The sequence below is a fragment of the Neorhizobium tomejilense genome (genome assembly GCF_964254135.1).
GTDB lineage: Bacteria > Pseudomonadota > Alphaproteobacteria > Rhizobiales > Rhizobiaceae > Neorhizobium > Neorhizobium tomejilense.
In genome coordinates this window covers 353,930-378,112 of record NZ_CAXUSO020000001.1, presented here as the reverse complement: position 1 = coordinate 378,112, position 24,183 = coordinate 353,930, and the positions used below count along the sequence as shown (strand labels likewise).

The window sequence follows — 24,183 nt, the reverse complement described above, 5'->3', positions numbered from 1 at the left end:
TGCCGATATTCGCCTCTCGGCGTTATTCCTTCTAGTTTTCGTCTTGTCGGCGTGGGAACATGCTGGCTCCAAGTCCTCAACGGGTGATCGGGGCTCGCATGACGGTGCCCAGCTGGCCGCCATCCCGGTCACTCGCGGGAAGCTGGCGCCTCCCCGGTTTCATCCAAGTTTAATACCGAACAAATTATCTCGTTTATCTTAAAGCCGGATTAATGAACGGCCGTGCATCAACCTTAAAGTTCATTTCAATCGGTTAGGAAAGGTGCGATCCGGGCTTTCCTTCCGGTGCCGAATCCGGGAAAATGGCGCATGTCCGTCAAACAGCTCCCCGAGACCCTGATCAACCAGATCGCTGCCGGCGAGGTCATCGAAAGGCCCGCCAGCGCCGCGAAGGAACTGATCGAAAACGCCATCGATGCCGGCGCGACCCGCATCGAGATCGCCACCGCCGGCGGCGGCAAAAGCCTGATCCGGATTACCGACAACGGTTCCGGCATGGATGCGGCCGATCTCGATCTTGCGGTGCGGCGACACTGCACATCGAAGATATCCGAGACGCTCGACGACATCCGCACGCTCGGCTTCCGCGGCGAGGCCCTGCCCTCGATCGGTTCGGTGGCGAAGCTCACCATCACCAGCCGCCGCAACGGTCATTCGGAAGGATCGCAGGTGGCGGTGATCGGCGGCAAGATGAGCGGCGTGAAGCCGGCACCGGCCAATACCGGCACGGTGGTCGAGGTGCGCGATATCTTCTTTGCGACGCCGGCGCGGCTGAAATTCTTGAAGACCGAGAAGGCCGAGGCCGGTGCGATCACCGAAGTGGTCAAGCGCATGGCGATCGCCTTTCCGCATATCCGCTTCGTGCTGTCGGGTTCCGACCGCACGACGCTCGAATTCCCGGCGACCGGCGACGACCATCTCGCCCGCATGGCGCAGATCCTCGGCGCCGATTTCCGCGACAATGCGATCGAGATCGACGCGATGCGGGAAGATGTCGGGCTTTCCGGCTTCGTCGGCGTGCCGACCTTTCACCGTGGAAATTCGGCGCATCAATATGCCTTCGTGAACGGCCGGCCGGTACAGGACAAGCTGATCCTGTCGGCCCTGCGCGGCGCCTATGCGGAAAGCGTTCCCTCCGGCCGCTATCCCGTGGCGGTCCTATCGATCAAGATCGATCCGGCGCTGGTGGACGTCAACGTGCATCCGGCGAAGTCGGACGTGCGTTTTCGCGATCCCGGCCTGGTGCGGGGCCTCATCGTCGGGGCGATCCGAGAGGCGCTACATCGCGAGGGCGATCGGGCGGCGACGACCGGAACGTCAGGCATGATGCGCGCCTTCCGACCCGGCTTCCAGCCGGCTCATGCCACACCGCGCACCCCTTGGGCGGCCGCGGCCTCGCCGTTCAGGCCGCTCCATCCACAGCCGGCCAACGACTTTGCCGAACAGGCGCAATCCGGCTTCGACGTGCTGACCATGCCGACAGCCCGAGCCGATACGGCGATCGCGGAACCCGCTCCGAGGACCGCTGGCGAAGACGCGCCGCGATACCGCCTGGGTGCCGCCCGCGCGCAGGTTCACGAAAACTATATCGTGGCGCAGACCGAAGACGGGCTTGTCATCGTCGACCAGCACGCCGCGCATGAACGGCTGGTGTTCGAGGCTATGCGCAAGGCGCTCGACAACAAGCGGCTGGCGAGCCAGGTCCTCCTGATCCCGGAGATCATCGACCTGCCGGAAGAGGATTGTGACCGGCTGATGGCGAATGCGACGGAACTTGACCGGCTGGGCCTGGCGATCGAACGTTTCGGTCCGGGCGCTGTCGCCGTGCGCGAGACGCCCGCCATGCTCGGCGAAGTCGATGCGGCCTCGATGGTCCGCGATCTGGCCGACGAGATCGCCGAATGGAACACCGCCGGGGGCCTGCGCGGCAAGCTCGAATATGTCGCCGCCACCATGGCCTGCCACGGCTCGGTGCGTTCCGGCCGACGGCTGAGGCCGGAGGAGATGAACGCGCTGTTGCGGGAAATGGAAGCGACGCCCGGCTCCGGTACCTGCAACCATGGCCGGCCCACCTATATCGAACTCAAGCTTTCCGACATCGAGCGGCTCTTCGGCCGAAGCTGAAAAAGCTGGCAATTCAGGTTCAATCGGGGTAGAGCAGGCGCCATGTTTTTCCGCAGGAGACGACAGATGAACCGGTTCGAGGGAAGCGGATTCCGCGAAGCGAAGATCCGGTATCTCGATGGCGATTACCAGATTCTGACCGCCGGCTCCTATGTCATATGCGCCATGACTGGGGCGCAGATTCCGATCGACGAATTGCGGTACTGGAGCGTCGCCCGGCAGGAGCCCTATGTCGATTGCGCCTCCTCGCTGGAAGCCGACAAGCGCGCCGGCATTCTGCCCAACCAGAGCCGCGGCTAAATCTTCGCGGCGTTTCCTTCCGTGATACGCCGCTGGCGGAAGTTAGCGATCGCCGTATCGATGATCTTGCCCGGTGCCTGCGGATCGTCGAACGCCATGTCGACCTCGACCACGCTGACCTTTTCCGCCAGTTCCTCCATGCGCCCGTGATGTCCCTGCAGCCGCACCGCATCCTTGGCGGTGGTGACGAGCGTCAGTTTGTCCTTGGCGGCATCGTCCAGGAGGTCCGAGATCTCGTCCTCGCTGAAATAGTGATGGTCGGGGAAGTCGCGCTTTTCCACAACCAGCCCGCCGACCTCTCCGACGGTACGATAGAATTTTTGCGGATCAGCGATGCCGGCGAAGGCGAACAGCGCCTTGCCGGCGATGTCGCGATTTTCGCGCGGCTTCAGCGCCGCGACATAGATCTGCTTGCCGGCCCGGGCGGCCTGGCGCACCAGCTGGTCGGCCGCCTCGCCGTTGCCGACCTTGAGGATCGCCGAGAGCTGACGCATCTGCTCGGATATCGGCGCCCTCACCGGCCCGCCCGGCACGAGATGGCCGTTGCCGATGCCGCGCACCGTGTCGATAACGACGAGGGCGAAATCCAGCGCCAGGCGGGCGCTCTGGAAACCGTCGTCCATGATGATCAGGTCGGCGCCTTCGGCGACCAGTCGATGAGCCCCCTCGACGCGGGTGTGGGAAATCACCGTCAGCGTCTCGCGGCAGAGCAATAGCGCCTCGTCGCCCACCGCCTCGGCCCAGTGATGCTCGGGATCGACCACGGTCGTGACATCAAGCGAACCGCCGTAACCGCGGCTGAGGAAACCGGGCTTCAGGCCCTTTTCTTTAGCGGCGCGTGCAAGGGTGATGGCGGTCGGGGTCTTGCCGGCGCCGCCGACCGTGAAATTGCCGACGCAGATGACCGGCACGGGAATGCTGGCGCGCCTGGCTTTGGCCATGCGGCGACCGGCGATACGGCCATAAAGAAACGAAACGGGGGCAAGGCCCCAGGCACGCCAATCCGCTTTCGTCCACCAGAATGGCGGTGCTTCCGATACCATACCCAAACTCCGGCTGATCCGTCCTGAAACAGCCCGCGAACAAAATGGCAGTTTTGGAAAAAAGGCAAGCCTTTGAAACCAAAGCCCGCTTCAGGCGTGAAGCTTTTCCGGCAGAAGGTCCATGAGCGCGGTAATATCGGCAAGGCAGATATCCGCCGATGCCGACAGCGTCTCGCGGGAGCCGGTGCCGGTCAGCACCGCGACCTTCAGGCCGACGCCCGCGCTCGCACCCATATGCATGTCGTGATTGTTGTCGCCGACCATGGCGACCTCGGCGGGATCAAGCCCGGTGGCACGGCAGAAACCGAGCACCATGCCCGGCTCCGGCTTCACGCCGTGACCGCTGTCGTAGCCGGCGATGAAATCGACATGATCGATGATGCCGAAGCGGATGGCGGTCTGGCGGATCGCCTGTTCGTTGTCGCTGGAGGCGATGCCGAGCTTGAAGCCCCGCGCCTTGAGCTTGGCAAACAGCGCCGCCAGATCTGTGACAGCCACGGAAAATTCAGCCGAACGGATGAAAAGGTCGTCGAGCAGCCGGGTGAGTTCACCCACTTCGAGCGGCGAACCGGCGGCGACAAAGCCCGCGGCGATCTCGGCGGCGTTGCCGGCGGCCAGCAGGCTGTCCGGCCGGGTGTGGCCCGATACCGGGTCCATGCCGCCGGAAAACAGAAGCTGCGGTTCGAGCTCGGCGTCGCCGGCGGAAGCGATGCGGGCAGCCTCGCGGTTCACCGGTCCCCAGCTCTCGTCATAGAGCAACAACGTGCCGTCCTTGTCGAACAGGATGCCGGCGATGTGTGCGAGCTTTTCCGGGGTCATCGAACGGCGGCGGCTTTCGGCTGCAGCCTGGCGCTGACCGTCAGCGGATTGACATAGGGCTCCAGCGCCTTGATCGTCTTCGACAGCGCACCGCGCATCTCGTCCATCGCGTCATGGCCGGAATCGATCATCTTCACACGGGCGAGATCGTTGATCATCAGGTAGTGGACCGCCTTTGCCAGCATCTCCACGTCCTTGACGATGCGGGCACCGCCCTTGCGCACCAGATGCTGGTAGGCGTCGCGGAAATTCTGGACATGCGGGCCGGAAAGCACGGCGCAGCCGAGCATGGCCGGCTCCAGCGGGTTCTGCCCGCCCTCGTTCGTCAGCGACCTGCCGACGAAGGCGATCTCGGTCAGACGCAGGTAAAGCCCCATTTCGCCGATGGAGTCGCCGAGAAAGACGTCGGTCTCCGGCGTCACAACGTCGTTGCGCGAGCGGCGCGCCACGGTCAGGCCCATTTCCTTCAGCATCTCTTCGACCGCGTCGGCGCGATCGGGGTGGCGCGGCACGAGAATGGTCAGCTGGCCGTTCTTCGGTTTCAGCGCCTTGTGGACGGTCGCCGCCGCCTTTTCCTCGCCGTCGAAAGTCGAGATCGCAGCCCAGGTCCGGCGGCTGCCGATCTGCTTGCGATAGCTTGCCAGCACTGCCTCGTCGCAGGGCGGCGGATCGGTATCACTCTTCAGGTTGCCGGATGCGATGACAGGCCAGGCGCCGAGATCGCGGAAGCGCTCGGCATCCAGATCCGACTGAGCGACCACCAGAGCCATCTTGCCGAAGATGGCTTCGGCGATCGAGCTACGGTTGCGCCAGCGATCGAAGGACCGGTCGGAGATGCGGGCATTGACGCGGATCTGCGGAATGCGGCGGCGGGCGAGTTCGGCGATGGTAGTCGGCCAGATCTCGGATTCCGCGGTGATGCAGGCATCCGGCTTCCAGTAGGCGATGAAGCGCTTGATCGGAAATTTCAGGTCGAGCGGCACGTATTGGTGGATCACCTCGTCAGCCAGCCGCGACCGGACGAGATTTGCGGAGGTGACGGTGCCCGTCGTCAGAAGGATGTGGATCTCACGGCGCCGCAGTTCGCGGATCATCGGCATGATGGCGATGGTTTCCCCGACGCTTGCCGCGTGCACCCAGATGAGCGGGCCACGGGGCCGGGCAAGGCTTGCATAACCGAGCCGTTCCAGCTTGCGGGTCCTGTCTTCCTTGCCCTTCATGGCGCGATAAGCAAGGTAAGGGCCGACCAGGGGATAAAGGGAAATACCGGCCACCCGGTAACCAACGAGAGCCAGGCGCGCAGAAATCTTGCTCACCGTGTTTGCCCCCGATGCGTGATGGCCGCCATCAATGTGATAGACCCTCCGATTGCTCATCCGTAACCCAGTTTTTTGTGTTTTACAAATGCGTCAAAAAAGGGTCCCCGGGATCGATACCAGGCGAGGGACCAGCATTGCGAGCACATTGTAAAACGCGAGGCTTATCTCAAGCCGACTTAGTATCAGGATCGAGCAGACGGTGCATATGGACGATGAAATACCGCATATGGGCGTTGTCGACCGTCTGCTGCGCCTTGCCCCGCCAGGCGATCAGCGCGCTCGCGTAGTCCGGATAGATGCCGACGATATCAAGCGCCGAAAGGTCCTTGAATTGAAGGCCCTCCAGGCTCTGCAGTTCACCACCGAAGACCAGGTGCAGAAGTTGTTTCTTTTCGCCCGTTTCCGTCATTGTCCGATATTCCGTCCGTTCCAGCTCCCCCGGCTCTTCCTCTGCTGCATTCCCATGGAAAGGTCAACCCGGAGTGAGCCTAGCGAGCTGGGGTAAAAGGCTGTCGAGCGCGTGTTCGGCGCCGGCGGCCAGCATTTCGTGGCTGACGGTCTCGCGATTGTAGACAAGCCTGTTGCCGGTAAGATCGACGAGGCGGCCGCCCGCCCGTTCGAGAATGAGGTCGGCAGCCGCCAGATCCCAGTCGTGGGAGGCACGCTTGACGACGGTGCCGTCAATGCTGCCGTCGGCGATCATGGCGAGCCGGTAGGCGAGCGACGGCACATGCCGCACCCGGCGGACTTCGTCGCGGAACTCCGGCTCGAATTTCTTGACGAGGTTTTCGTCGGCCGCAATGACCAGTTCGCCATTGCTGCGGGCGACGGTGACGGAAATCGGCCGGCCGTTCTTCAGCGCCGGCCCATCCTTCACCGCGGAAAACTCCTCGTCGAGCGCCGGTGCCACAAGAACACCGGCCACCGGCTGGCCGCGATGCACGACGGCGACCGAGACGCACCAGGTCTTTTCTCCGTTGATGAAGGCGCGGGTACCATCAATCGGATCGACGACGAAGAGCGTTTCGCAGCTAAGCCGGGCGACATCGTCGTCGGTTTCCTCGGAAAGCCAGCCGTAGTTCGGCCGGTCCGTCAGGAGCAGGTTCTGCAGCCGGTCGTTGGCGGCGAAGTCGGCGGCGCTGACCGGCGACTTGCCCTCGTTCTTCCACCAGACTTCCGGCGAGCGGCCGAAAAATCCGTGGGCGATATCGCCGGCCTGGCGCGCCGCGTCGAGAATGAGTTCGAGATCCTGGCCCCAGGCTTCGGCGACCGTCATCGGGATCAGCGTCCCGCCAGTGTCATGCCCTCGATGGCGATGGTCGGGGAGGCGACGCCGAACTTTCGGTCAATGTCGTTGGCCGGCGTCAGGCGCATGAACATGTCCTTGAGGTTGGAGGCGATCGTCACTTCCGAAACAGGATATGCGAGCTCGCCGTTCTCGATCCAGAAGCCGGTGGCGCCGCGCGAGTATTCGCCGGTGATCATGTTAACGCCCTGGCCGATCAGTTCGGTGATGTAGAAACCGTTGCCGATCGACTTGATCAGATCCTCGGGTGAGATGTCGCCGGGCTCCAGCGCCAGATTGGTGGAGGCGGGCGAGACAGCCGTGCCGCCGCGCACGCCGCGGCCGTTGGTGGCAAGCCCCAGTTCGCGCGCGGTCGAGGTCGACAGGAACCAATGGTTCAGGACGCCGTCCTCGATCATCACCATGCGCTCGCCGGACACGCCCTCGCCGTCGAAAGGACGCGAAGAGGAACCACGCACGATCAGCGGATCGTCGGTGATGCTGAGCCCGGCTTTGAGCACCTGCTGGCCCATCTTGTCGCGCAGGAAGCTGGTCTTGCGGGCGACGGACGCGCCGTTGATGGCGCCGGCGACGTGGCCGACGAAACCGCGGGCGATGCGCGGATCAAAGACGACGGTGACGTTGCTGCCGGTGTCGACCTGGCGCGGATTGACGCGCTTGACGACGCGCTCGCCGGCGCGGAGGCCGATCAGCTTCGGGTCGTCGAGATCGGCGGCATAAAGGCGGCTGTCGAAATCGTAGTCGCGCTCCATCTTGGTGCCCTCGCCGGCAATGACGCTGACAGAACGGCCGAAACGGGATGCCATGTAGCTGCCGGAAAAGCCGTGGGAGGTGACGAGCACGAGGCCGCCCATGCCGGACGACGCGCCGGCACCGGAGGAATTGGTGACACCCTCAACGTCGAGCGCCGCCTGCTCCATTTCCAGCGCCGCTTCGCGCAATGCATCGGTCGGTACATCGGTCGGATCGTAGAGTTCGAGGTCCGGATAGGATCTGGCGAGATCGGCCTCGTCCGCAAGGCAGGCGAAAGGATCTTCGGGAGAGACCCTGGCCATGGCGACGGCGCGCTCGGCAAGCACCTTCATGTCGAAGCCGGGATTGGCCGAGACGCTCGCCACTTGGCGGCCGACGAAGACGCGAAGCGAGAAATCGTCGCTCTCGGACGCTTCCGTGCCCTCGACCTTGCCGAGACGGACGCTGACGGAACGGGATCGGGAGCGAACCACGACCGCATCCGCCTGATCCGCTCCCGCGGCCTTGGCTAGATCGATCAGTTGGCTGGCGCGGGAAAGCAGTTCGGCGGAATCGATTTCAGAGGTCATGATTGCAAGCCTTTCATTCTCGTCCCATTTATTGTGCACTGTCAGAAGCATCAAGGGCGGCTCGCCGATTCTTGATTTCCCACCTTAGACTGAAAGTATCCCGCATGACCGCTCCCGGCTCGCTATTTTCCCAAATGCTTCTCCTGCTTGCCGGCGCGGTGATTGCCGCCCCGGTGTTCAGGAAGCTGGGACTCGGCACGGTGCTCGGTTATCTCGCCGCCGGCGTGGTCATCGGACCGATCATGCAGCAGATCGTCGAGACGGAAGAAGTGCTGCATTTCGCGGAATTCGGCGTCGTTTTCCTGCTGTTCATCATCGGGCTCGAACTGAAGCCTTCGCGTCTCTGGCAGATGCGCGGCGACGTGTTCGGCCTCGGGCCGGCACAGGTGGTGATCTCAGGACTGGTGCTGACCGGACTGGCCTATCTGAGCAATATGGCTGACTGGCGCGGCAGCCTGATCGTCGGTTTCGGCCTTGCATTATCCTCGACGGCGTTTGCCCTGCAGATCCTCAACGACGACGGCGAGATGAACAGCCGGCACGGCCAACGATCGTTTTCGGTGCTGCTGTTCCAGGATCTCGCCATCGTGCCGCTGCTGGCACTGATTACCATCCTGGCGCCCGGGACCACGGAGACGGAAGCCTCGCCGCTTCTGGATTTCGCCATCGCGGTCGGGGCCGTGGGTGCGATGGTGATTGCCGGACGCTATCTCCTGACGCCGATGTTCCAGATTATTGCCCGCACCGGTGCGCGCGAGGTGATGATCGCCGCAGCGCTGCTGGTGGTGCTGGGGTCGGCAGCCGCCATGCAGGCGGTCGGCCTGTCGATGGCGATGGGCGCCTTCCTGTCCGGCGTGATGCTGGCCGAATCCTCCTACCGGCACGAGCTGGAGGCGGATATCGAACCGTTCCGCGGCCTGCTTCTGGCGCTGTTCTTCATGGCCGTCGGCCTGTCGCTGGAAGTCCATGTCATCCTCGACAACATCTTCTTCATCCTGCCCGCGGTGCCGATCTTCATGGCGCTCAAGGCGCTGATCGTCTACGGGCTCTCCCGGCTCTGGGGTTCGCCGCACAATGATGCGGTGCGCATCGCGTTCCTGCTGCCGCAGGGCGGCGAATTCGGCTTCGTGCTGTTCACCACGGCAACGGCGAGCGGCCTGTTCTCGTCGGCCACCGCCTCGCTGCTGATCGCCGGCGTGACGCTGTCGATGGCGCTTACACCCTTCGGTGCGGCACTTTCCAAACGGCTCCTCAACGGCGAGAGCCGCGAGGAACTGGAGGAGGATTTCAACGGTGCCGGGGCCGACGTGCTGATGATCGGGTTTTCGCGTTTCGGCCAGATCGCCGCTCAGATCCTGCTGGCCGGCGGCCGCGAGGTGACCGTCATCGACGATTCCGCCGACCGCATCCGCCAGGCCGCCTCCTTCGGTTTCCGTATCTATTTCGGCGACGGGACGCGTCGGGACGTGCTGATCGCGTCGGGCATCGAAAAGGCGAAGATCGTCGCCGTCACCACCCAGAAACGCGAGACGACCGACCAGATCGTCGATCTCATCCGCTCGCAATTTCCGGACGTGCGCCTCTATGTCCGCTCCTACGACCGTATCCATGCGCTGTCGCTGCGGGATCGGAACGTCGAATACGAGCTGCGCGAGACCCTGGAATCCGGCCTGCTGTTCGGAAAAAAGACGCTGGAAGCGCTCGGCATGAGCGAGAACGAGACCGACGAGATCGGCGACGACATCCGCCAGCGCGACGAGGAGCGGCTGCAGATCCAGGCCGTCCAGGGGCTCGGCGCCGGCCGCGAAATGCTGTTCAACAGCCCGGTCCGGCCGGAACCGCTGATCAAGCCGAAGCGGTCGATGGTGGTGGACGCCGACGAACTGAGCGCGGAACCGGCGACGGCGGAGAACGGCTAGGGCCGGCCGGCGCTCCCTCTTGCGACCATCGCGACGATCGTCTCGGAAAGCTCGGCCTTGGCCTCTGCCGCCGTGATGTCGCCGCTGGCGGCGGCGTCAGACAGCGCTTCGGCTGCACCGAGCAGGGCCCAGAGCCCGGGCGAAGCTATATGACCGGCCTCTGCGAACGGGAGAAGCGCAAGCCGGCATTTTTCCATGAATATGCCCTCGTATTCGTGCTTGATCCGTTCGAGCTCGGGAGAGCTCTCCAGCGCGGCGATGACGCCCGGTATCTCCCGGCCCTGCAACAGAACACAATCCACATAGGAGGAGGCGATGACCGCAGCCCGGTCGGCAAGCGTCGGCCCGCTCGATTGCAGGGCCGCGTCCATGATGGCCGTCTGGCGGCTGTCGAAATCCTGATAAAGCGCGGCCAGGAGAACGGGGCGGGTGCTGAAATGATCGTAGACGACGGGCTTTGCGACGCCCGCCTGCTCCGCCAGCCGGGGAAGCGTCAGGGCATCCGTGCCTTCTTCGCGGACGATGCGCCACGCAACCTCCATCAACTGCTGGCGCCTTCCCTGCCGCGACAGGCGCTGCCGGAGACGCGCCGGTTCTTTCATTTCGATGCTTGACATGACTATATACCAAAAGTAACTTACCAAAAGTATATAACCACTGCCCGTGAGTTTCAATCTGCCAGCAGGAGTTTTCGCCATGCACGCGCTGATCGTCGTTTCGCATCCCGAACCCGAATCCCTCACCCACAACGTCGCCGCCCATCTCGCCGAGGGCATCACCATGTCCGGCGGCTCTTTTGAAATTGCCGACCTTGCGGCGGAGGGCTTCGATCCCAGGTTTACACAGGCGGATCTCGCGGCGCATCGCAGGGAGGCACCACCCTCGGCGGATGTCACGGCCGAACAGGCGAGGATCGACCGCGCCGATGCACTGGTGCTCGTCTATCCCGTCTACTGGTGGTCGATGCCGGGGCTACTGAAAGGATGGATCGATCGCGTCTTCGCAAACGGCTGGGCCTATGACGACGTCAAAGGCGCCAAGGTGGTGAAGAAACTTCGCCACCTCCCCATCCATCTGGTCGCGATCGGCGGCGCCGACATGCGCACCTATGCGCGGCACGGTTATTTCGGCGCGATGAGGACACAGATCGATCACGGAATATTCGATTATTGCGGCGCGCCGGTCATGGCATCCGAGCTTCTGCTGGAAGAAGAACTGGCTAAACCCGATTTCCCGTCGGAGATCGCACGGAAGACCGGCCGCAATGTTTTCAGCGCTGTCCGGAAAACCGAGGCCGCGTAGCAGCTCAAACGTCAGGCTTCGGCTGCTGCCGCATGAAGCGCGTCAATGGCGCGCTTGAGCTCATCCTTGATGTGCTCGGACTCGTCGAGGATGTCGCGGGCCTTCAGGAAGTCCAGCACCCGGAAACGGTTGACCGACGGCCGAAGGAAGATCTGGGGCGGATTGAGCTTCAGCTTGAGCGCGATGCTTGCCTGCATGGTCAGCTGGCTGGCGCCGAACAGGCTGTCGATGCGATTGGGCGCATGGGTGCCGTCGCCTTCCGGCGCACCGACCACGTCGACGCCGATCACCACGTCGGCAACATCCATCAGTTGCTCATACGGGACGGGATTGAAGACGCCGCCATCGATCATCACCCGCCCGTTGACCCGGACCGGCATGAACAGGCCGGGAATGGCGGCAGACGCCGCGATCGCGGTGCGCAACTCGCCCTGTTCGAGGATCACCTCCGCCTGGCCGTAATAATCGGTAGCCGAGATCTTCATCGGGATTTCGAGATCGGCGAAATCCTCCGGCACCTGCGGCGGCAGGAAGGCATCGAGGATGAGTTCGAGATTGAACTGGCCGAAGCGGAAACCGCCGAGCTTGTCGCGCATGGTCGCCGGGCCGAGACCCCAGAGCTTGTTCAAAAGGGTACCGCGATGGCCGACCGTCTCCAGCGCGTATTCGCGGATCTCGCGTCCGGTCATGCCCGACGCCATGCCGGCGCCGATGATCGCGCCGATCGACGAGCCGGAAATCGCCACCGGCCGTATGCCGAGCTCGTCGAGCGCCTCGATGATCTGGATATGCGAGAGGCCCCGCGCGCCGCCGCCGCCGAGAGCAACCGCAAACGTCAGGCCGCCCTTGGCTCTGACGGCTTCGAGATCGGGAACTGCAAGCCTTGTGTTCATTCCTCTGACCTCAGGCCGGCTGGTAGCGGAAAAAATCCATGCGGGTATCGCCGAACGTCCGGCTCTCCAAAAACTTGAAGACGGCATCGACGGCAGGATTGATGTCGGCCCGCTCCTCCAGAATGGCAAGGGCTCCGGGTGCGAGCCAGCCGCCGGCATGGGCCGAAAGCATGGCGCCCTCGCCGAGCCCCTGGCCATAAGGCGGGTCGGCAAACAAGAAATGAAACGGCTCGATATTGTTGGCCGTGCCGAGCTTGGTGGCATCACGGCGCAGGATGCGCGCCCGGCCATGCAGGCCGAGGCTGTCGATATTCTCCCACAACAGGCCCCTGCCCTCGACGCCGTTCTCGACGAAGAGCGCACTCTTGCAGCCGCGCGACAACGCCTCCAGCCCCACCGCGCCGGTGCCGGCGAAGAGGTCGATCACCCGGCCGCCATCCAGTGCCTGCGGATAGACGTGGCCGATGATATTGAACAGGCTTTCGCGCGTCCGGTCGATGGTCGGCCGGATGTCGCTTGTTTTGGGCGTGGCCAGAGACCGGCCGCGAAATTCACCACCGACGATCCGCACTGCGCGTTACCCTCTCGGCGTGCGCGGCTTGCCGCCGGCCGGGCGTCCGCCCGAGGCGGGCCGGCCACCAGGCTTGCCCCCGGGCTTGCCGCCGGCACCCGCCGGTTTTCCGCGGCCGCCGGAAGGTTTTCCGCCAAAGCTCTTGCCGCCGCCCGGCTTTGCTCCGAAGGGCTTGCCGCCAGGCTTTCCACCGCGCGGCCTGTCACCTGTGGGCCGGTCACCTGCGGGACGATCACCACGAGGCGGCCGGTCCGAGAACGGCCGGTCGCTGCGCGGACGCTCGGAGCGGCCCTCGCCTGCGGAGAAGGACCGTGCGGGACGCTCTCCATCCTCGCGCGGCTTGCGGTCGCCGAACGACCGTTCGCCTCTCGGCTTGTCGCCGAACGGACGGTCACCACGGGGCGGACGGTCACCGGAAGGACGCTCGCCGCGCGGACGCTCGGAACGGCCTTCGCCGAAGGAACGAGCAGGGCGATCACCATCGGCGCGTGGCTTGCGGTCAGCAAACGGGCGGTCGCCTCTCGGCTTGTCGCCGAACGGGCGGTCGCCACGGGGTTTGTCGCCGAAGGGACGGTCACCACGCGGGCGCTCCGAGCGGGCGTCGCCCGAGAAGGATTTGGTCCGCGGACGGTCGCCGTCCTCACGCGGCTTGCGGTCGCCTCTCGGTTTGTCGCCGAAGGAACGGTCGCCACGATCCGGGCGGTCGCCAAAGGACTTCTTGCGGCCGAAATCGGCCTTTTCCGGCTTGTCAGGCCCGTCGGCGCGGATCCAGTCGCGGTCCTCTTCGGCGCGGTTGACGATGACCGGCCGGTCGTTCTGAGGCGTGGGCTTCTTGAAAAGCTGCTCGGCCTCGGCACGGGCGGAGGATTTGCGCGTCTTGTTTTCGGTGGTCGGGCGGGCGCCCGGCGCCATCCAGACATTGGCGGTGCGGCTGGTGCCCATCGGCGGACGCTTCTTCGGCCGGTCGTCCTCGTCCTCAGCGCGACCGCCGAACGGCTTTGCGCCGCGCGGCTTGTCGGCGAACTTGCGGTCGTCGCGCTTGGTATCCAGACGGCCGAGCGGCTTTTCGCGCCGGTCCTCCGGCTTGCCGGCACGCGGACGTTCGCTCCGCTCCGGCCTTGCCGCCCATTCCGACTTCTCGTTACGGGCCGAACGTTCGGCACGGGCGGGCTTCTCATCCTCTTCCGCAGCCGTCTCGGTATAGATCGGCGCGTCGAAATTCGCCTTGGATTCCTCGATCAGGCGCGGCCCGAGCTGGTCGCGCAGCATGCGGCCCCGCACTTCCACCACCTCGCCTTCCGGCAGGTCCCCGAGCTGGAACGGCCCGTAGGAGATACGGATCAGGCGGTTGACCTCGAGGCCGAGCGCGCCGAGCACGTTCTTGATCTCGCGGTTCTTGCCTTCGCGAAGGCCCATGGTGATCCAGACATTGCTGCCCTGGGTGCGGTCGAGCGTCGCGTCGATCGAGCCGTAGAGCACGCCTTCGACGGCGATGCCCTCCTTCAGCTTGTCCAACTCCTCCTGCTTGATCTCGCCATGGGCGCGCACGCGGTAACGGCGCAGCCAGCCGGTGGTCGGCAGTTCCAGCACGCGCGACAGGCCGCCATCGTTGGTCAGCAGCAGCAGGCCTTCGGTATTGATGTCGAGGCGGCCGATGGAGAGCACCCGCGGCAGACCTTCGGGAAGGTTGTCGAAGACAGTCGCGCGGCCTTCCGGATCGGAATTGGTGGTCACCAGGCCGGCAGGCTTGTGGTAGAGCCAGAGGCGGGTGCGCTCGATGCCGCGGATCGGCATGCCGTCCACCTCGATCTTGTCGGCGAGCGTCACGTTGACGACCGGCGTATCGAGGACCTTGCCGTTCAGGCTGACCCGGCCTTCCATGATCATCCGCTCGATATCGCGGCGCGACGCGACGCCGACGCGTGCGAGGATCTTGGAGATGCGCTCGGGCTTGCCCTCGGCCTCCATGGTTTCCGGTGCCGGCGGCAGCTTGCGGATGGGCTTTGCCGCCTTTTCAGCGCCGCTCTTGGCCGCGGAACTCTTCCTGGGCGCAAGGCCTTCCTTGGCGGAAAAGCCCGCCTTGCCGCCAGGGCCGGCCTTCGGAGCGGCTCTCGGTTTGGTTTCGCGAACGAAAGTCTTGCCTTCGCCGCGCTTCGGCTTGTCTTTGGAATTCATTTGTTGTTTGCCTGAAGCGTGATGTCTACGGAGCGATCCGGACATTCTTGTTCGTGTTGACTGAGATGGATTCGTGCCCGCAGCCGGGCGTCCAGTTGGATGCTTCCTACCAGTTCGCGCGATCCGGGTTAAGAGGAAATCGCCGAAATGCCTAATACCGATGGGTTCATGAATGCTGCCCTTGCGGAAGCCAAAGACGCGGCCGCCCGTGGCGAGGTTCCGATCGGCGCCGTTCTTGTCATCGACGGCGTTGTCGTCGCCCGCTCCGGAAACCGGACCCGCGCCGAAAACGACGTTACCGCCCATGCCGAAATCGCCGTCATCCGGGATGCCGCAGCCGCCCTTGGACAGGAGCGGCTATCGGGTGCCGACCTTTACGTGACGCTCGAACCCTGCACCATGTGCGCGGCGGCGATCTCGTTTGCGCGCATCCGGCGGCTCTATTACGGCGCGGAGGACCCGAAAGGCGGAGCGGTGGACAACGGCGTGCGCTTCTTTGCCCAGCCGACCTGCAATCATGCGCCGGAAGTCTATTCCGGCCTCGGCGAAAGCGAGGCCGCGATCCTGCTCACCGGCTTCTTCAGATCGAAAAGAGAGAGCTAAAGCGGGCTTAGAACAGCTTCCACCAGTCGCTGCCCTTCTTGGCTTCCGCGGCTTGCGCCTTGCGGCGCTTTTCCTTCTGGCTTTCGGGCTCGCCGACATCCGACAGGGCAGCCGCATCCGCCGAACGGAACTCCGCCGGCGGATCGGCGAGCGAACGGCGGCGTCCGGTGACGCTGACGGTCTCGGCGTTTTCCTTGGCCTTGCGGAAGGCTTCCCACTTTTCCGTTTCGGTCATCTGACCGGCCTGGCCGCTGCCTGCGAGCAGCGGTGAACGATAGTTGGGATCGTTCTCGTGGGCCGCCGCTTCGTCACGCAGACGCTTGCGGGTTTCTTCCGGAGATTCGACCCAGTTGGGATTGCTCTCGCGGTTCGCCAGCGATTGCTGCGGCGCCGGCAGCGCCTGATCCTGGCCCTTGGCGACAACCAGCGAAGGACGCGGGTTGTATTTCAGGCCCGCTTTCGCTTCGGCGCTCTTGCCGCCCAGCGAGACGGACTGACCGAGGTCGTCGGTCAGCTGCTCCATGGCTGTCTTGTCAGTGCCGTATGTCGGGCCGCCGATGCAGCCCGAAAGGGTCAATGTCGAGGCGAGGACACCGGCCACGCCCATGCCGACACGAAACGCATATGTCGCTTTCATCAAAACCCTTCCAGCGGCGCCCGTCCTGACGCCTCAGACACACTCAAACGCCTGATGACCGGAAAATCCGGCCAATTTCAGGCGGTTTTACCGGATGATTGCTCAAAGCGCAATCATCCGGTAACTTTCCACCATCAAAGCCGGCCGAGAGCGGCCAACTCGCGCAATGCGGCAGCGTCACGCGCCGAAACATCCGGATAGGCAGGATCGGAGCCGACATCGGTCGTCACCCGCCACGAGCGGGCACATTTGGTGCCTTCGGCGAGTTTCGGATCGACGGCAACGCCCTGCACTTCCGGCAGACGGAAGGCGCTCTCCGGCCCCTCGCCCGCAACGATCGCGATGCCCGACGTGATGCAGGTCTCTTCAAACTCCTGGCCTTCCAACGCCTTCAGCAGCTCCGGATCGTTGACATAAACGACCGGTGCGGCCTCCAGCGAAGAGCCGATCCGCTTGTCCTTGCGTTCGATTTCGAGCGCGCCTGTGACAACCGAGCGCACCTTGCGGATCCGCGCCCACTTTTCGGCAACCGCCTCGTTCTTCCACTCGGCCGGAACCGTCGGGAACTGCTCGAGATGGATCGAGACGGCGTTCGGGTTGCGCGACAGCCACGATTCCTCGGTGGTGAACGGCAGCATGGGCGCAAGCCAGGTCACCGTGCAGTCGAAGATCTTGCGGATGACCGCAAGAGCCGCACGACGGCGCAGCGACGACGGGGCATCGCAATAAAGCGCATCCTTGCGGATATCGAAGTAGAAGGCCGACAGCTCGATATTGGAAAAATCGATGAGCGCCCGGGCGATCTTCTTGAACTCGAAAGCGTCGTAGCCTTCGCGCACGAGTTTATCGAGCTCGGCCAGGCGATGCAGCATCAGCTTTTCGAGTTCCGGCAGATCGGCATAGGCGATCTCCTCGCCCTCGTCATGGGCCAGCGTGCCGAGCATCCAGCGGATCGTGTTACGCAGCTTGCGGTACGCATCGACATTGGTCTGGATGATCGTCTTGCCGAGGCGCTGGTCTTCCCAATAGTCCGTCGTCATCACCCAGAGGCGCAGGATATCGGCGCCGGCATCCTTCATGACGTCCTGTGGGGCCACGACATTGCCGAGCGACTTCGACATCTTCTGGCCCTTCTCATCCATGGTGAAGCCATGGGTGACGACCGTGTCATAGGGCGCCCTGCCGCGGGTGGCGGCGGATTCCAGCAGCGAGGAGTGGAACCAGCCGCGATGCTGGTCCGAACCTTCCAGATAGACGTCGGCCGGCCATTTCAGGTCCGGTCGGTCTTCCAGCGTGAAGGTGTGCGTCGAGCCTGAATCAAACCAGACATCGAGGATATCCCTTACCTGGGTCCAGCCTTCATTGGCACGCGACCCCAGAAAACGCTCGCGCGCTCCTTCGGCGAACCAGGCGTCGGCACCTTCGAGATCGAAGGCTTCGAGGATGCGCTGGTTAACCGCCTCGTCCTGAAGGATTTCGCCCTGCTCGTCGACAAAGACGCAGATCGGGACGCCCCAGGCGCGCTGACGCGAAAGCACCCAGTCCGGGCGCTGTTCGATCATGGCGCGCAGGCGGTTCTGGCCGGCAGCGGGCACGAAACGCGTGTCGTCGATCGCCTTCAGCGCGCGTGAGCGCAGCGTGGTGCCGTCGGCAAGGTCCTTGTCCATGTAGACGAACCACTGCGGCGTGTTGCGGAAGATGATCGGCTTCTTCGACCGCCACGAATGCGGGTATTGATGCTTCATCCGGCCGCGCGCAAACAGCGCGTTGCGCTCGATCAGCGCCTTGATGACGCGGTCGTTGGCATCGCCCTTCTTGCCGTTGTCGTCCATGACGCGAGCGCCCTCGAAACCGGGGGCGTCGGCCGTGTAGAAACCGCCGTCGTCGACCGTGAAGGGGATTTTCGACGAGATGCCGCGGGCTTCGAGCTCGCGGGCAACCGATGTCCAGGCGTCAAAGTCCTCGCGGCCGTGGCCGGGGGCGGTGTGGACGAACCCGGTGCCGGCATCATCGGTGACGTGATCGCCGGCGAGGAGGGGGACGGCGAAATCGTAGCCGCCACCGAGGCCTGCGAGGGGATGCGCAGCGGTGATCGCGCCGAGTTCATCGGCGGTGACAGATCCAAGACGCTTGTACTGCAGCTTCGCCTTGGCGAAGCTCTCCTCCGCCAGCTTGTCGGCGAGGATCAGCTTTTCTCCTGGACGGGGGCCGAAGTCGTTCGCCGCTTCGGTCACCTCATAGAGGCCGTAGGAGATCTTTGGCGAGTAAGCGATGGCGCGGTTGCCGGGGATGGTCCAGGGCGTTGTCGTCCAGATAACTAGGAAAGCCGATCTCAGCTCTTCCACAGTTGCGAGATCGAAACCGTCATCTGGTGCACTTTCGAAATTCACGTCCGAAACCGGGAACTTCACCCAGATCGTGTCGCTCTCGTAATCGTGGTATTCGACCTCGGCCTCAGCCAGCGCGGTGCGCTCGACGACGGACCACATGATGGGCTTCGAACCGCGATAGAGCTGGCCGCTCTTGGCGATCTTCAGGAGTTCGCCGGCGATGCGGCTCTCGGCGTGAAAGTTCATCGTCAGGTACGGGTTTTCGAAATCGCCGACGATGCCGAGGCGCTTGAATTCTTCACCCTGGACCTTGATCCAGCCGGCGGCGAACTCGCGGCATTCTTGGCGGAATTCGTTGATCGGAACTTCGTCCTTGTTCTTGCCCTTGGCGCGATAGGCTTCCTCGATCTTCCATTCGATCGGAAGGCCGTGGCAATCCCAGCCCGGAACATAGTTCGAGTCATAACCACGCATCTGGAACGAGCGGGTGATGACGTCCTTCAGGATCTTGTTCAGCGCGTGGCCGATGTGGATGTTGCCGTTGGCATAGGGCGGGCCATCATGCAGCACGAATTTTGTCCGGCCCGCGGCGGAGGCGCGAAGCTGCTTGTAGAGGTCCATCTGCTGCCAGCGGGCAACCAGTTCCGGTTCCTTCTGCGGCAGGCCGGCGCGCATCGGGAAATCGGTTTCGGGCAGATAGAGGGTCTTCGAATAGTCGAGCTTTTCGGCGGTATCGGTCATGGAAGCAATCGTCCTGGCGCCGCGACGGGGCGCATCTCGATGAAAATTCGCTGGCGGAAGGCGCTCATGAAGCGCCAAAAACCCGGACCCTCCGGCCGCTCTTACAGCGCGCGGAAGGCCGGGCCTATAATTCGAATGATCTGGGCCAGCCGGAATTTTTTCATGGTGGCGGTTCTTAAGGGTTTTTGCGGCGGAAAGGAAGGGGATTTACCAAGCCAATTTCGTCCAGAAAGCCGCATTTGATTTTAGTGCCATCTGCGCTTATATTTCTGGGCAAATGGCACGGAGCCGCCAAATGAGCACCACTGCTAACATGCCTATCCGCAAACGACTGGAGATCGCCTCCCATGGTCGCATCAAGACCTATGACGGAGCCACGGTTTCCAAGCTGACTGAACTCGGTTTTTCGATGGATGAACTCTATCGATTTATCGCACCCCGCCGCACGCTCGCTCGCCGGATCGCCAATGGCGAACCGCTGACCATCACCGAGAATGATGGCGCCCTGCGCGTCGTTCGCGTGATGGAGCTGGCCGAACAGGTTTTCGGCGAACGCGACACAGCCCAGCGTTGGCTACGCAAGCCGAACAGGGGCCTGGATGGTATCGTGCCGCTCGACCTTCTTGAATCGGAGAGCGGTGCCGTACTGGTGGAGCAAGCGCTGCATCAGATCGATCACGGCATTTATGTCTGACGCATGATCCTCTGGCGGATTTCCAATTACGCCGACCTTTCCGGCAGAGGCGGGCTGTTCGCTCCCGGGCGATGGCATAAACAAGGAACGCCGATCGTTTGTTGCTGCGACCATCCATCCACCGCACTTCTGGAGATACTCGTGCATGTGGATCCGGAAGATCTGCCTCGGGATTTTCAGCTGTTGAAGATCCGCTGCCCAGACGATCTTGCCGTTCAGACGATAGCGCCAGATGACATTAATTGCCGGGACAAAGCAGCGACGGAGCATGCGGGAAACGCGTGGCTCGTGGAAAACAAATTCTGCCTTCTGAAAGTGCCGTCGGCGATCCTGCCGGAGGCCGCCAATGTTCTTTTCAATCCTCAGCATGCGGATGCCGGGAAGCTGACAATCGAAAAAGCGGTGCGCTACCCCTTCGACAGCCGGCTGCTCCGCTAACCCCTCAAAACGCGATCTTGGCGTCCACTTCGCCAAGCGGCCTGACGCCGGACAGCAGCGCCCGCGCCTCTTCCTCGTCCCGCTTGATCTGAGCGACCAGGGCATCCAGCCCGTCGAACTTCAGTTCGTCGCGCAGGTGGCCGAAGAAGGAGACGGAACAGGTTTCGCCGTAGAGGCTGCCGGAGAAGTCGAAGAGGTAGGTCTCGAGCAGGGGCGCACCGTTTTCGGTCACCGTCGGGCGGCGGCCGTAGCTGGCGACGCCGTCGAAAAGCGTGCCGTCGGGGCGGCGGAAGCGCACGGCGTAGATGCCGGCCTTGAGTACGGCCTCCGGCGGCAGCTGCATGTTGGCAGTCGGGAAACCGAGCTGCCGGCCGAGCTTTTCACCGCCGATCACTTCTGCCTCAAGCGTATAGCGATAACCGAGCAGGCCGGCCGCGGCGGAGACATCGCCTTCCGCCAGCAGATCGCGGATGCGGCTGGACGAGATTACGTCAGCATTCTCGTCGCGAAAGGCATCGACCAGCTGCACGTTGAAACCGTGCTTGCCGCCCGATGCCATCAGGAAGGCCGGGCCGCCTTTCCTGTCCTTGCCGAAATGAAAGTCGAAGCCGGTGACGACGGCGCTGGCTGCCAGCCAATCCACGAGAATGGTCTGGATGAATTCTTCCGCCGAGCGGGTCGCGAACTCGCGGGTGAAGGGATATTCGATCACCGAGCGGAAACCCATGGCCTCCAGCAGGCGAGCCTTGAGCGGCGCCGGGGTCAGGCGGAAGACCGGTTCCTCCGGGCGGAAAACGGTGCGCGGATGCGGCTCGAAGGTCAGCACCAGGGCGGGTACGCCGTGCTGTTCGGCAAGTGCCAGCGCGCGCTCCAGCACGCTGCGATGGCCGCGATGCACACCGTCGAAATTGCCGATGGCGATGACGCCGCCCTTCAGTTCCTCGGGCAGCGGTTCCTTCTTCTCGTTGCGGTGGAAGACTGTCATGCGGCGGGTTCCGGTTCAGGCCGAATTCGGGCCCAGGGGCTATGCGAGGCGCGGCATCCAGTATTTCGGCGCGGCATTTTCCCGCTTCAGCCAGGCATTGAGGATCGCCTCGTCGGTCTGGCCGTTGACGGTGTATTCCGCGACATGGATGCCCGCGCTGATATAGAGCAGGTCGAGGCCGTATGCGAGCGCGCCGCGCACGTCGGTCGGCATGCCGTCGCCGATCGCCAGCACCCGGTTCATCGGGAACTCGCCGCGCACTTCTCGGGCGGCTTCGATCGTCGCCTCGTAGATCGGACGGTGCGGCTTGCCGGCGACGCGGGTCTTGCCGCCGAACTCTTCGTAATAGGCCGCCACCGCGCCTGCGCAGGGGATGATCTTGTGGCCGCGCTCGACGACGAGATCCGGGTTGGCGCAGATGAAAGGCACGTCACGCTTGGCGAACGCTGCCAGCATGTCGGTATAGTCTTCCGGTACTTCCTTCTCGTCGTCGAAGAAACCCGTGCAGACGATGCATTCGGCTTCGTCGGCGGAGACCACCTCGACGCCGAGCCCGTCAAACAGGTTGAGGTCGCGCTCGGGACCGATCAGAAAGACCTTTTTCGGGCCGTCGACGATCAGGTGTTGGGTGACGTCGCCGGATGTGACGATCCGGTCATAGGTGCCGTCGGGCACGCCGAGCGTGCGCATCTGCTCGATGACGCCGGGAGCCGTGCGCGGCGAATTGGTGATCAGCACGACGGTGGCGCCGGCTTCGCGGGCCGCGGCGAGCGCCTTGCAGGAATGCTGGAAGGCCTCGACACCGTTGTGAACCACACCCCAGACGTCCGAAAGGACCACGTCGTAGTCGCCGATCACTTCGTTCAGATTGCCGATGCGCTTTGCCATGTAACCTTCCCATCTCGCAAGTCCCGGGTCACATGACAAACCCGGTTAAGGATTACAAGAGATATTCGGGAGAAAAGCCGCAACCGCATCGGCACGTCGGCAAGGATAACTCTTCCCACTTCGTCCCTAGCTCGCTACCGCCAACCTGACGGCAAGGCCCACGACCGCGCTGACGGCCAGGACCGGCACCATGCCGATCTTCATGCGGAAGAGCAGGAAGGCCGATACCACGAAAAGCAGGAAGGCGAGCGGATCGAGCGTCGTCCAGACCGGCCAGAAAAGCCTCAAGCCGGCCGCGGGCCAGAGGGAAGTCTGCTCGACCTCGCGGAACAGGACGTGCAGGCCGAACCAGATGGCGAGGTTGAGGATTACGCCGACGACCGCGGCCGTGATTGCCGACAGCGCCGCCGAAAGGACCGGGTTGCCGCGCAGCCGCTCGATATAGGGCGCGCCTGCGAAGATCCAGATGAAGCTCGGCACGAAGGTCGCCCAGGCGACCAGCAGCGCGCCGATCACGCCGCCGGCGACCGGTCCGAGACCGGCGGCTTCCCGGAAACCGACCAGGAAGCCGACGAAGGACAGCACCAGAACCAGCGGCCCTGGCGTCGTTTCGGCAAGCGCCAGCCCGTCCAGCATTTCGCCGGGTTTCAGCCAGCCATAATTGTCGACCGCCACCTGCGCCACATAGGCGAGCACCGCATAGGCACCGCCGAACGTCACCATCGCCATCTTGGAGAAGAAGGTGAACATGACGGCCAGGCCTTCCGGCGCCGAGAACATCCACAGCAGCAGAAGCGGAAGCTGCCAGACCGCGATCCAGAAGACCAGTGTGGCGATCGCCGTCAACGGCTTCGGCCGTTTCGGCAGGTCGATCGCGTCGGAGCTTTTGGCTGTTCCACCGCCCCTGCGGGCGGCAAAGAAGCCGACTAACCCCGCCAGCAGCACCACGAGCGGAAACGGCAGGCCGAAGAAGAACAATGCTACGAAGGCGGCGCCCGCGATGCCGAACAGGAGGCGGTTCTTCAGCGTCTTGCGGCTAAGGCGGATCACCGCCTCGACAACGATCGCGAGCACCGCCGCCTTGAGGCCGAAAAACAGGCCGGTCAGCCAGCTCGTATCCTGATAGAGGGCGTAGGCCGTCGAAAGGGCGATGATGACGGCCAGCCCCGGAAGCACGAAAAGAAGGCCGGCGATCATGCCGCCGCGCACCCCGAACATCAGCCAGCCAATATAGGTGGCCAGCTGCTGGGCTTCCGGTCCCGGCAGCAGCATGCAGTAGTTCAAGGCATGCAGAAACCGCGCCTCGGAAAGCCAGCGCCTTTCGTCCACCAGGGTCCGGTGCATCAGTCCGATCTGCCCGGCGGGCCCGCCGAAGCTCAGGACCCCGATCTTGGCGAACACCGCCGTCAGCTCGCCGAGCGTCGGCCTCACCGCAATCTCGTCCTTCACCGCCTGATCCATCATTGCCTCATGCTTTTCCGCACCTGGTTACCTGTCGTCCATGGCGTCATGTACCCACAGGGCGCGGAAGCTCGCCGCCCCCTCTAGGAGCCATATGTGAAGGCCGTATGAAGGAAGAGAACTTCGGCATGGCGGTACGGCGTTGCGGCATTCGCAGGCCCCGCGCGGCTGTTAAATGCGCCGGCGCCTTTCTTCCACCAAAGTCCGGTGCAACATGCCGACCTGCCCGGAGAGGTAGCCGAAACCGACGACCCGATGTGGCCGGTAGCGGTCATCAGTCCGCCAAGCGCAGGCGTTGCCCAGCATCCGTATC

General features: G+C 63.7%; 22 protein-coding genes. 7 read left to right on the top strand and 15 right to left on the bottom strand.

Going from position 1 to position 24,183, the window contains the following annotated elements; translation table 11 throughout:
• Window positions 1–309: 309 nt before the first annotated feature.
• The gene (mutL, locus tag ACSQ3G_RS01860; RefSeq protein WP_436108834.1) at window positions 310–2,124 is read left to right on the top strand and encodes a DNA mismatch repair endonuclease MutL; all 1,815 of its coding nucleotides are present in this window, start codon (window positions 310–312) and stop codon (window positions 2,122–2,124) included.
• Between the two features lie 66 nt (window positions 2,125–2,190).
• Window positions 2,191–2,424 carry a DUF2093 domain-containing protein gene (locus ACSQ3G_RS01855; protein ID WP_046630976.1) on the top strand — a complete coding sequence of 78 codons (234 nt, stop codon included), beginning with the start codon at window positions 2,191–2,193 and terminating at the stop codon, window positions 2,422–2,424.
• Here ACSQ3G_RS01855 and lpxK read toward each other — a convergent pair.
• The 6 genes from lpxK to ACSQ3G_RS01825 all read right to left on the bottom strand — a co-directional run bounded on the left by lpxK (window position 2,421) and on the right by ACSQ3G_RS01825 (window position 8,233).
• Window positions 2,421–3,467, bottom strand: coding sequence for a tetraacyldisaccharide 4'-kinase (lpxK, locus tag ACSQ3G_RS01850; RefSeq protein WP_436108833.1), 1,047 nt, complete (start codon window positions 3,465–3,467; stop codon window positions 2,421–2,423). The two genes, ACSQ3G_RS01855 and lpxK, sit on opposite strands and share 4 nt — an antisense overlap.
• A 90-nt stretch (window positions 3,468–3,557) precedes the next feature.
• Window positions 3,558–4,286, bottom strand: a complete 729-nt coding sequence (locus ACSQ3G_RS01845) for an HAD family hydrolase (protein WP_105439015.1) — start codon at window positions 4,284–4,286, stop codon at window positions 3,558–3,560.
• Window positions 4,283–5,602, bottom strand: a complete 1,320-nt coding sequence (gene waaA, locus ACSQ3G_RS01840) for a lipid IV(A) 3-deoxy-D-manno-octulosonic acid transferase (protein ID WP_046611054.1) — start codon at window positions 5,600–5,602, stop codon at window positions 4,283–4,285. The genes ACSQ3G_RS01845 and waaA overlap by 4 nt, the downstream gene beginning before the upstream one ends.
• A gap of 169 nt (window positions 5,603–5,771) precedes the next feature.
• On the bottom strand, window positions 5,772–6,014 hold the full coding sequence (locus tag ACSQ3G_RS01835) for a DUF4170 domain-containing protein (protein ID WP_046630968.1): 243 nt from the start codon (window positions 6,012–6,014) through the stop codon (window positions 5,772–5,774).
• Window positions 6,015–6,077: 63 nt separating this feature from the next.
• Window positions 6,078–6,881, bottom strand: a complete 804-nt coding sequence (locus ACSQ3G_RS01830; RefSeq protein ID WP_436108832.1) for a 3'(2'),5'-bisphosphate nucleotidase CysQ — start codon at window positions 6,879–6,881, stop codon at window positions 6,078–6,080.
• 5 nt (window positions 6,882–6,886) lie between these two features.
• Entirely contained in the window at window positions 6,887–8,233 is a 1,347-nt protein-coding gene (locus tag ACSQ3G_RS01825) for a TldD/PmbA family protein (protein ID WP_436108831.1), read from the bottom strand.
• A 104-nt stretch (window positions 8,234–8,337) separates the two neighbouring features.
• On the opposite strand from ACSQ3G_RS01825, the gene ACSQ3G_RS01820 reads away from it, so the two are divergent.
• A complete protein-coding gene (locus ACSQ3G_RS01820; protein ID WP_046664620.1) occupies window positions 8,338–10,152 on the top strand; it encodes a monovalent cation:proton antiporter-2 (CPA2) family protein in 1,815 nt (604 codons plus the stop codon).
• Here the strand turns inward: ACSQ3G_RS01820 and ACSQ3G_RS01815 are convergent.
• Window positions 10,149–10,769, bottom strand: a complete 621-nt coding sequence (locus ACSQ3G_RS01815; RefSeq protein WP_436108830.1) for a TetR/AcrR family transcriptional regulator — start codon at window positions 10,767–10,769, stop codon at window positions 10,149–10,151. The two genes, ACSQ3G_RS01820 and ACSQ3G_RS01815, sit on opposite strands and share 4 nt — an antisense overlap.
• 79 nt (window positions 10,770–10,848) lie before the next feature.
• Between ACSQ3G_RS01815 and ACSQ3G_RS01810 the strand changes: the two genes are divergently transcribed.
• Window positions 10,849–11,454, top strand: coding sequence for an NAD(P)H-dependent oxidoreductase (locus tag ACSQ3G_RS01810; protein WP_436108829.1), 606 nt, complete (start codon window positions 10,849–10,851; stop codon window positions 11,452–11,454).
• A gap of 11 nt (window positions 11,455–11,465) precedes the next feature.
• Here the strand turns inward: ACSQ3G_RS01810 and ACSQ3G_RS01805 are convergent, their stop codons facing one another.
• The 3 genes from ACSQ3G_RS01805 to ACSQ3G_RS01795 are packed head-to-tail and all read right to left on the bottom strand — an operon-like array spanning window position 11,466 to window position 15,093.
• The gene (locus ACSQ3G_RS01805) at window positions 11,466–12,347 is read right to left on the bottom strand and encodes a patatin-like phospholipase family protein (protein ID WP_436108828.1); all 882 of its coding nucleotides are present in this window, start codon (window positions 12,345–12,347) and stop codon (window positions 11,466–11,468) included.
• 10 nt (window positions 12,348–12,357) lie between these two features.
• Window positions 12,358–12,918: a 16S rRNA (guanine(966)-N(2))-methyltransferase RsmD gene (rsmD, locus tag ACSQ3G_RS01800; protein ID WP_046630955.1), complete on the bottom strand. Its 561-nt coding sequence runs from the start codon at window positions 12,916–12,918 to the stop codon at window positions 12,358–12,360.
• A gap of 6 nt (window positions 12,919–12,924) precedes the next feature.
• A complete protein-coding gene (locus ACSQ3G_RS01795) occupies window positions 12,925–15,093 on the bottom strand; it encodes a pseudouridine synthase (protein ID WP_436108827.1) in 2,169 nt (722 codons plus the stop codon).
• 147 nt (window positions 15,094–15,240) lie between these two features.
• Here ACSQ3G_RS01795 and ACSQ3G_RS01790 point away from each other — a divergent pair, with 147 nt between their 5' ends.
• Window positions 15,241–15,696 carry a nucleoside deaminase gene (locus ACSQ3G_RS01790; RefSeq protein ID WP_436108826.1) on the top strand — a complete coding sequence of 152 codons (456 nt, stop codon included), beginning with the start codon at window positions 15,241–15,243 and terminating at the stop codon, window positions 15,694–15,696.
• A 7-nt stretch (window positions 15,697–15,703) separates the two neighbouring features.
• On the opposite strand, the gene ACSQ3G_RS01785 is transcribed toward ACSQ3G_RS01790, so the two are convergent.
• Both ACSQ3G_RS01785 and ileS read right to left on the bottom strand, forming a co-directional pair.
• A complete protein-coding gene (locus ACSQ3G_RS01785) occupies window positions 15,704–16,333 on the bottom strand; it encodes a hypothetical protein (protein ID WP_046630949.1) in 630 nt (209 codons plus the stop codon).
• 134 nt (window positions 16,334–16,467) lie between these two features.
• Complete coding sequence (ileS, locus tag ACSQ3G_RS01780) at window positions 16,468–19,404, bottom strand: isoleucine--tRNA ligase (protein WP_436108825.1); 2,937 nt, start codon at window positions 19,402–19,404, stop codon at window positions 16,468–16,470.
• A 295-nt stretch (window positions 19,405–19,699) separates the two neighbouring features.
• Between ileS and ACSQ3G_RS01775 the strand changes: the two genes are divergently transcribed.
• Entirely contained in the window at window positions 19,700–20,098 is a 399-nt protein-coding gene (locus ACSQ3G_RS01775) for an Xre family toxin-antitoxin system antitoxin (protein WP_436108824.1), read from the top strand.
• A 3-nt stretch (window positions 20,099–20,101) separates the two neighbouring features.
• Entirely contained in the window at window positions 20,102–20,536 is a 435-nt protein-coding gene (locus ACSQ3G_RS01770) for an RES family NAD+ phosphorylase (RefSeq protein WP_436108823.1), read from the top strand.
• Between the two features lie 4 nt (window positions 20,537–20,540).
• Here the strand turns inward: ACSQ3G_RS01770 and ACSQ3G_RS01765 are convergent, their stop codons facing one another.
• From ACSQ3G_RS01765 to chrA, 3 genes are all read right to left on the bottom strand, one after another.
• On the bottom strand, window positions 20,541–21,521 hold the full coding sequence (locus ACSQ3G_RS01765) for a bifunctional riboflavin kinase/FAD synthetase (RefSeq protein ID WP_105439004.1): 981 nt from the start codon (window positions 21,519–21,521) through the stop codon (window positions 20,541–20,543).
• Between the two features lie 39 nt (window positions 21,522–21,560).
• Window positions 21,561–22,409: a TIGR01459 family HAD-type hydrolase gene (locus ACSQ3G_RS01760; RefSeq protein ID WP_105402078.1), complete on the bottom strand. Its 849-nt coding sequence runs from the start codon at window positions 22,407–22,409 to the stop codon at window positions 21,561–21,563.
• Between the two features lie 126 nt (window positions 22,410–22,535).
• Window positions 22,536–23,870 (bottom strand): chromate efflux transporter, encoded by a 1,335-nt coding sequence (gene chrA / locus ACSQ3G_RS01755; RefSeq protein WP_436111650.1) that lies wholly within the window; start codon window positions 23,868–23,870, stop codon window positions 22,536–22,538.
• Window positions 23,871–24,183: the final 313 nt, after the last annotated feature.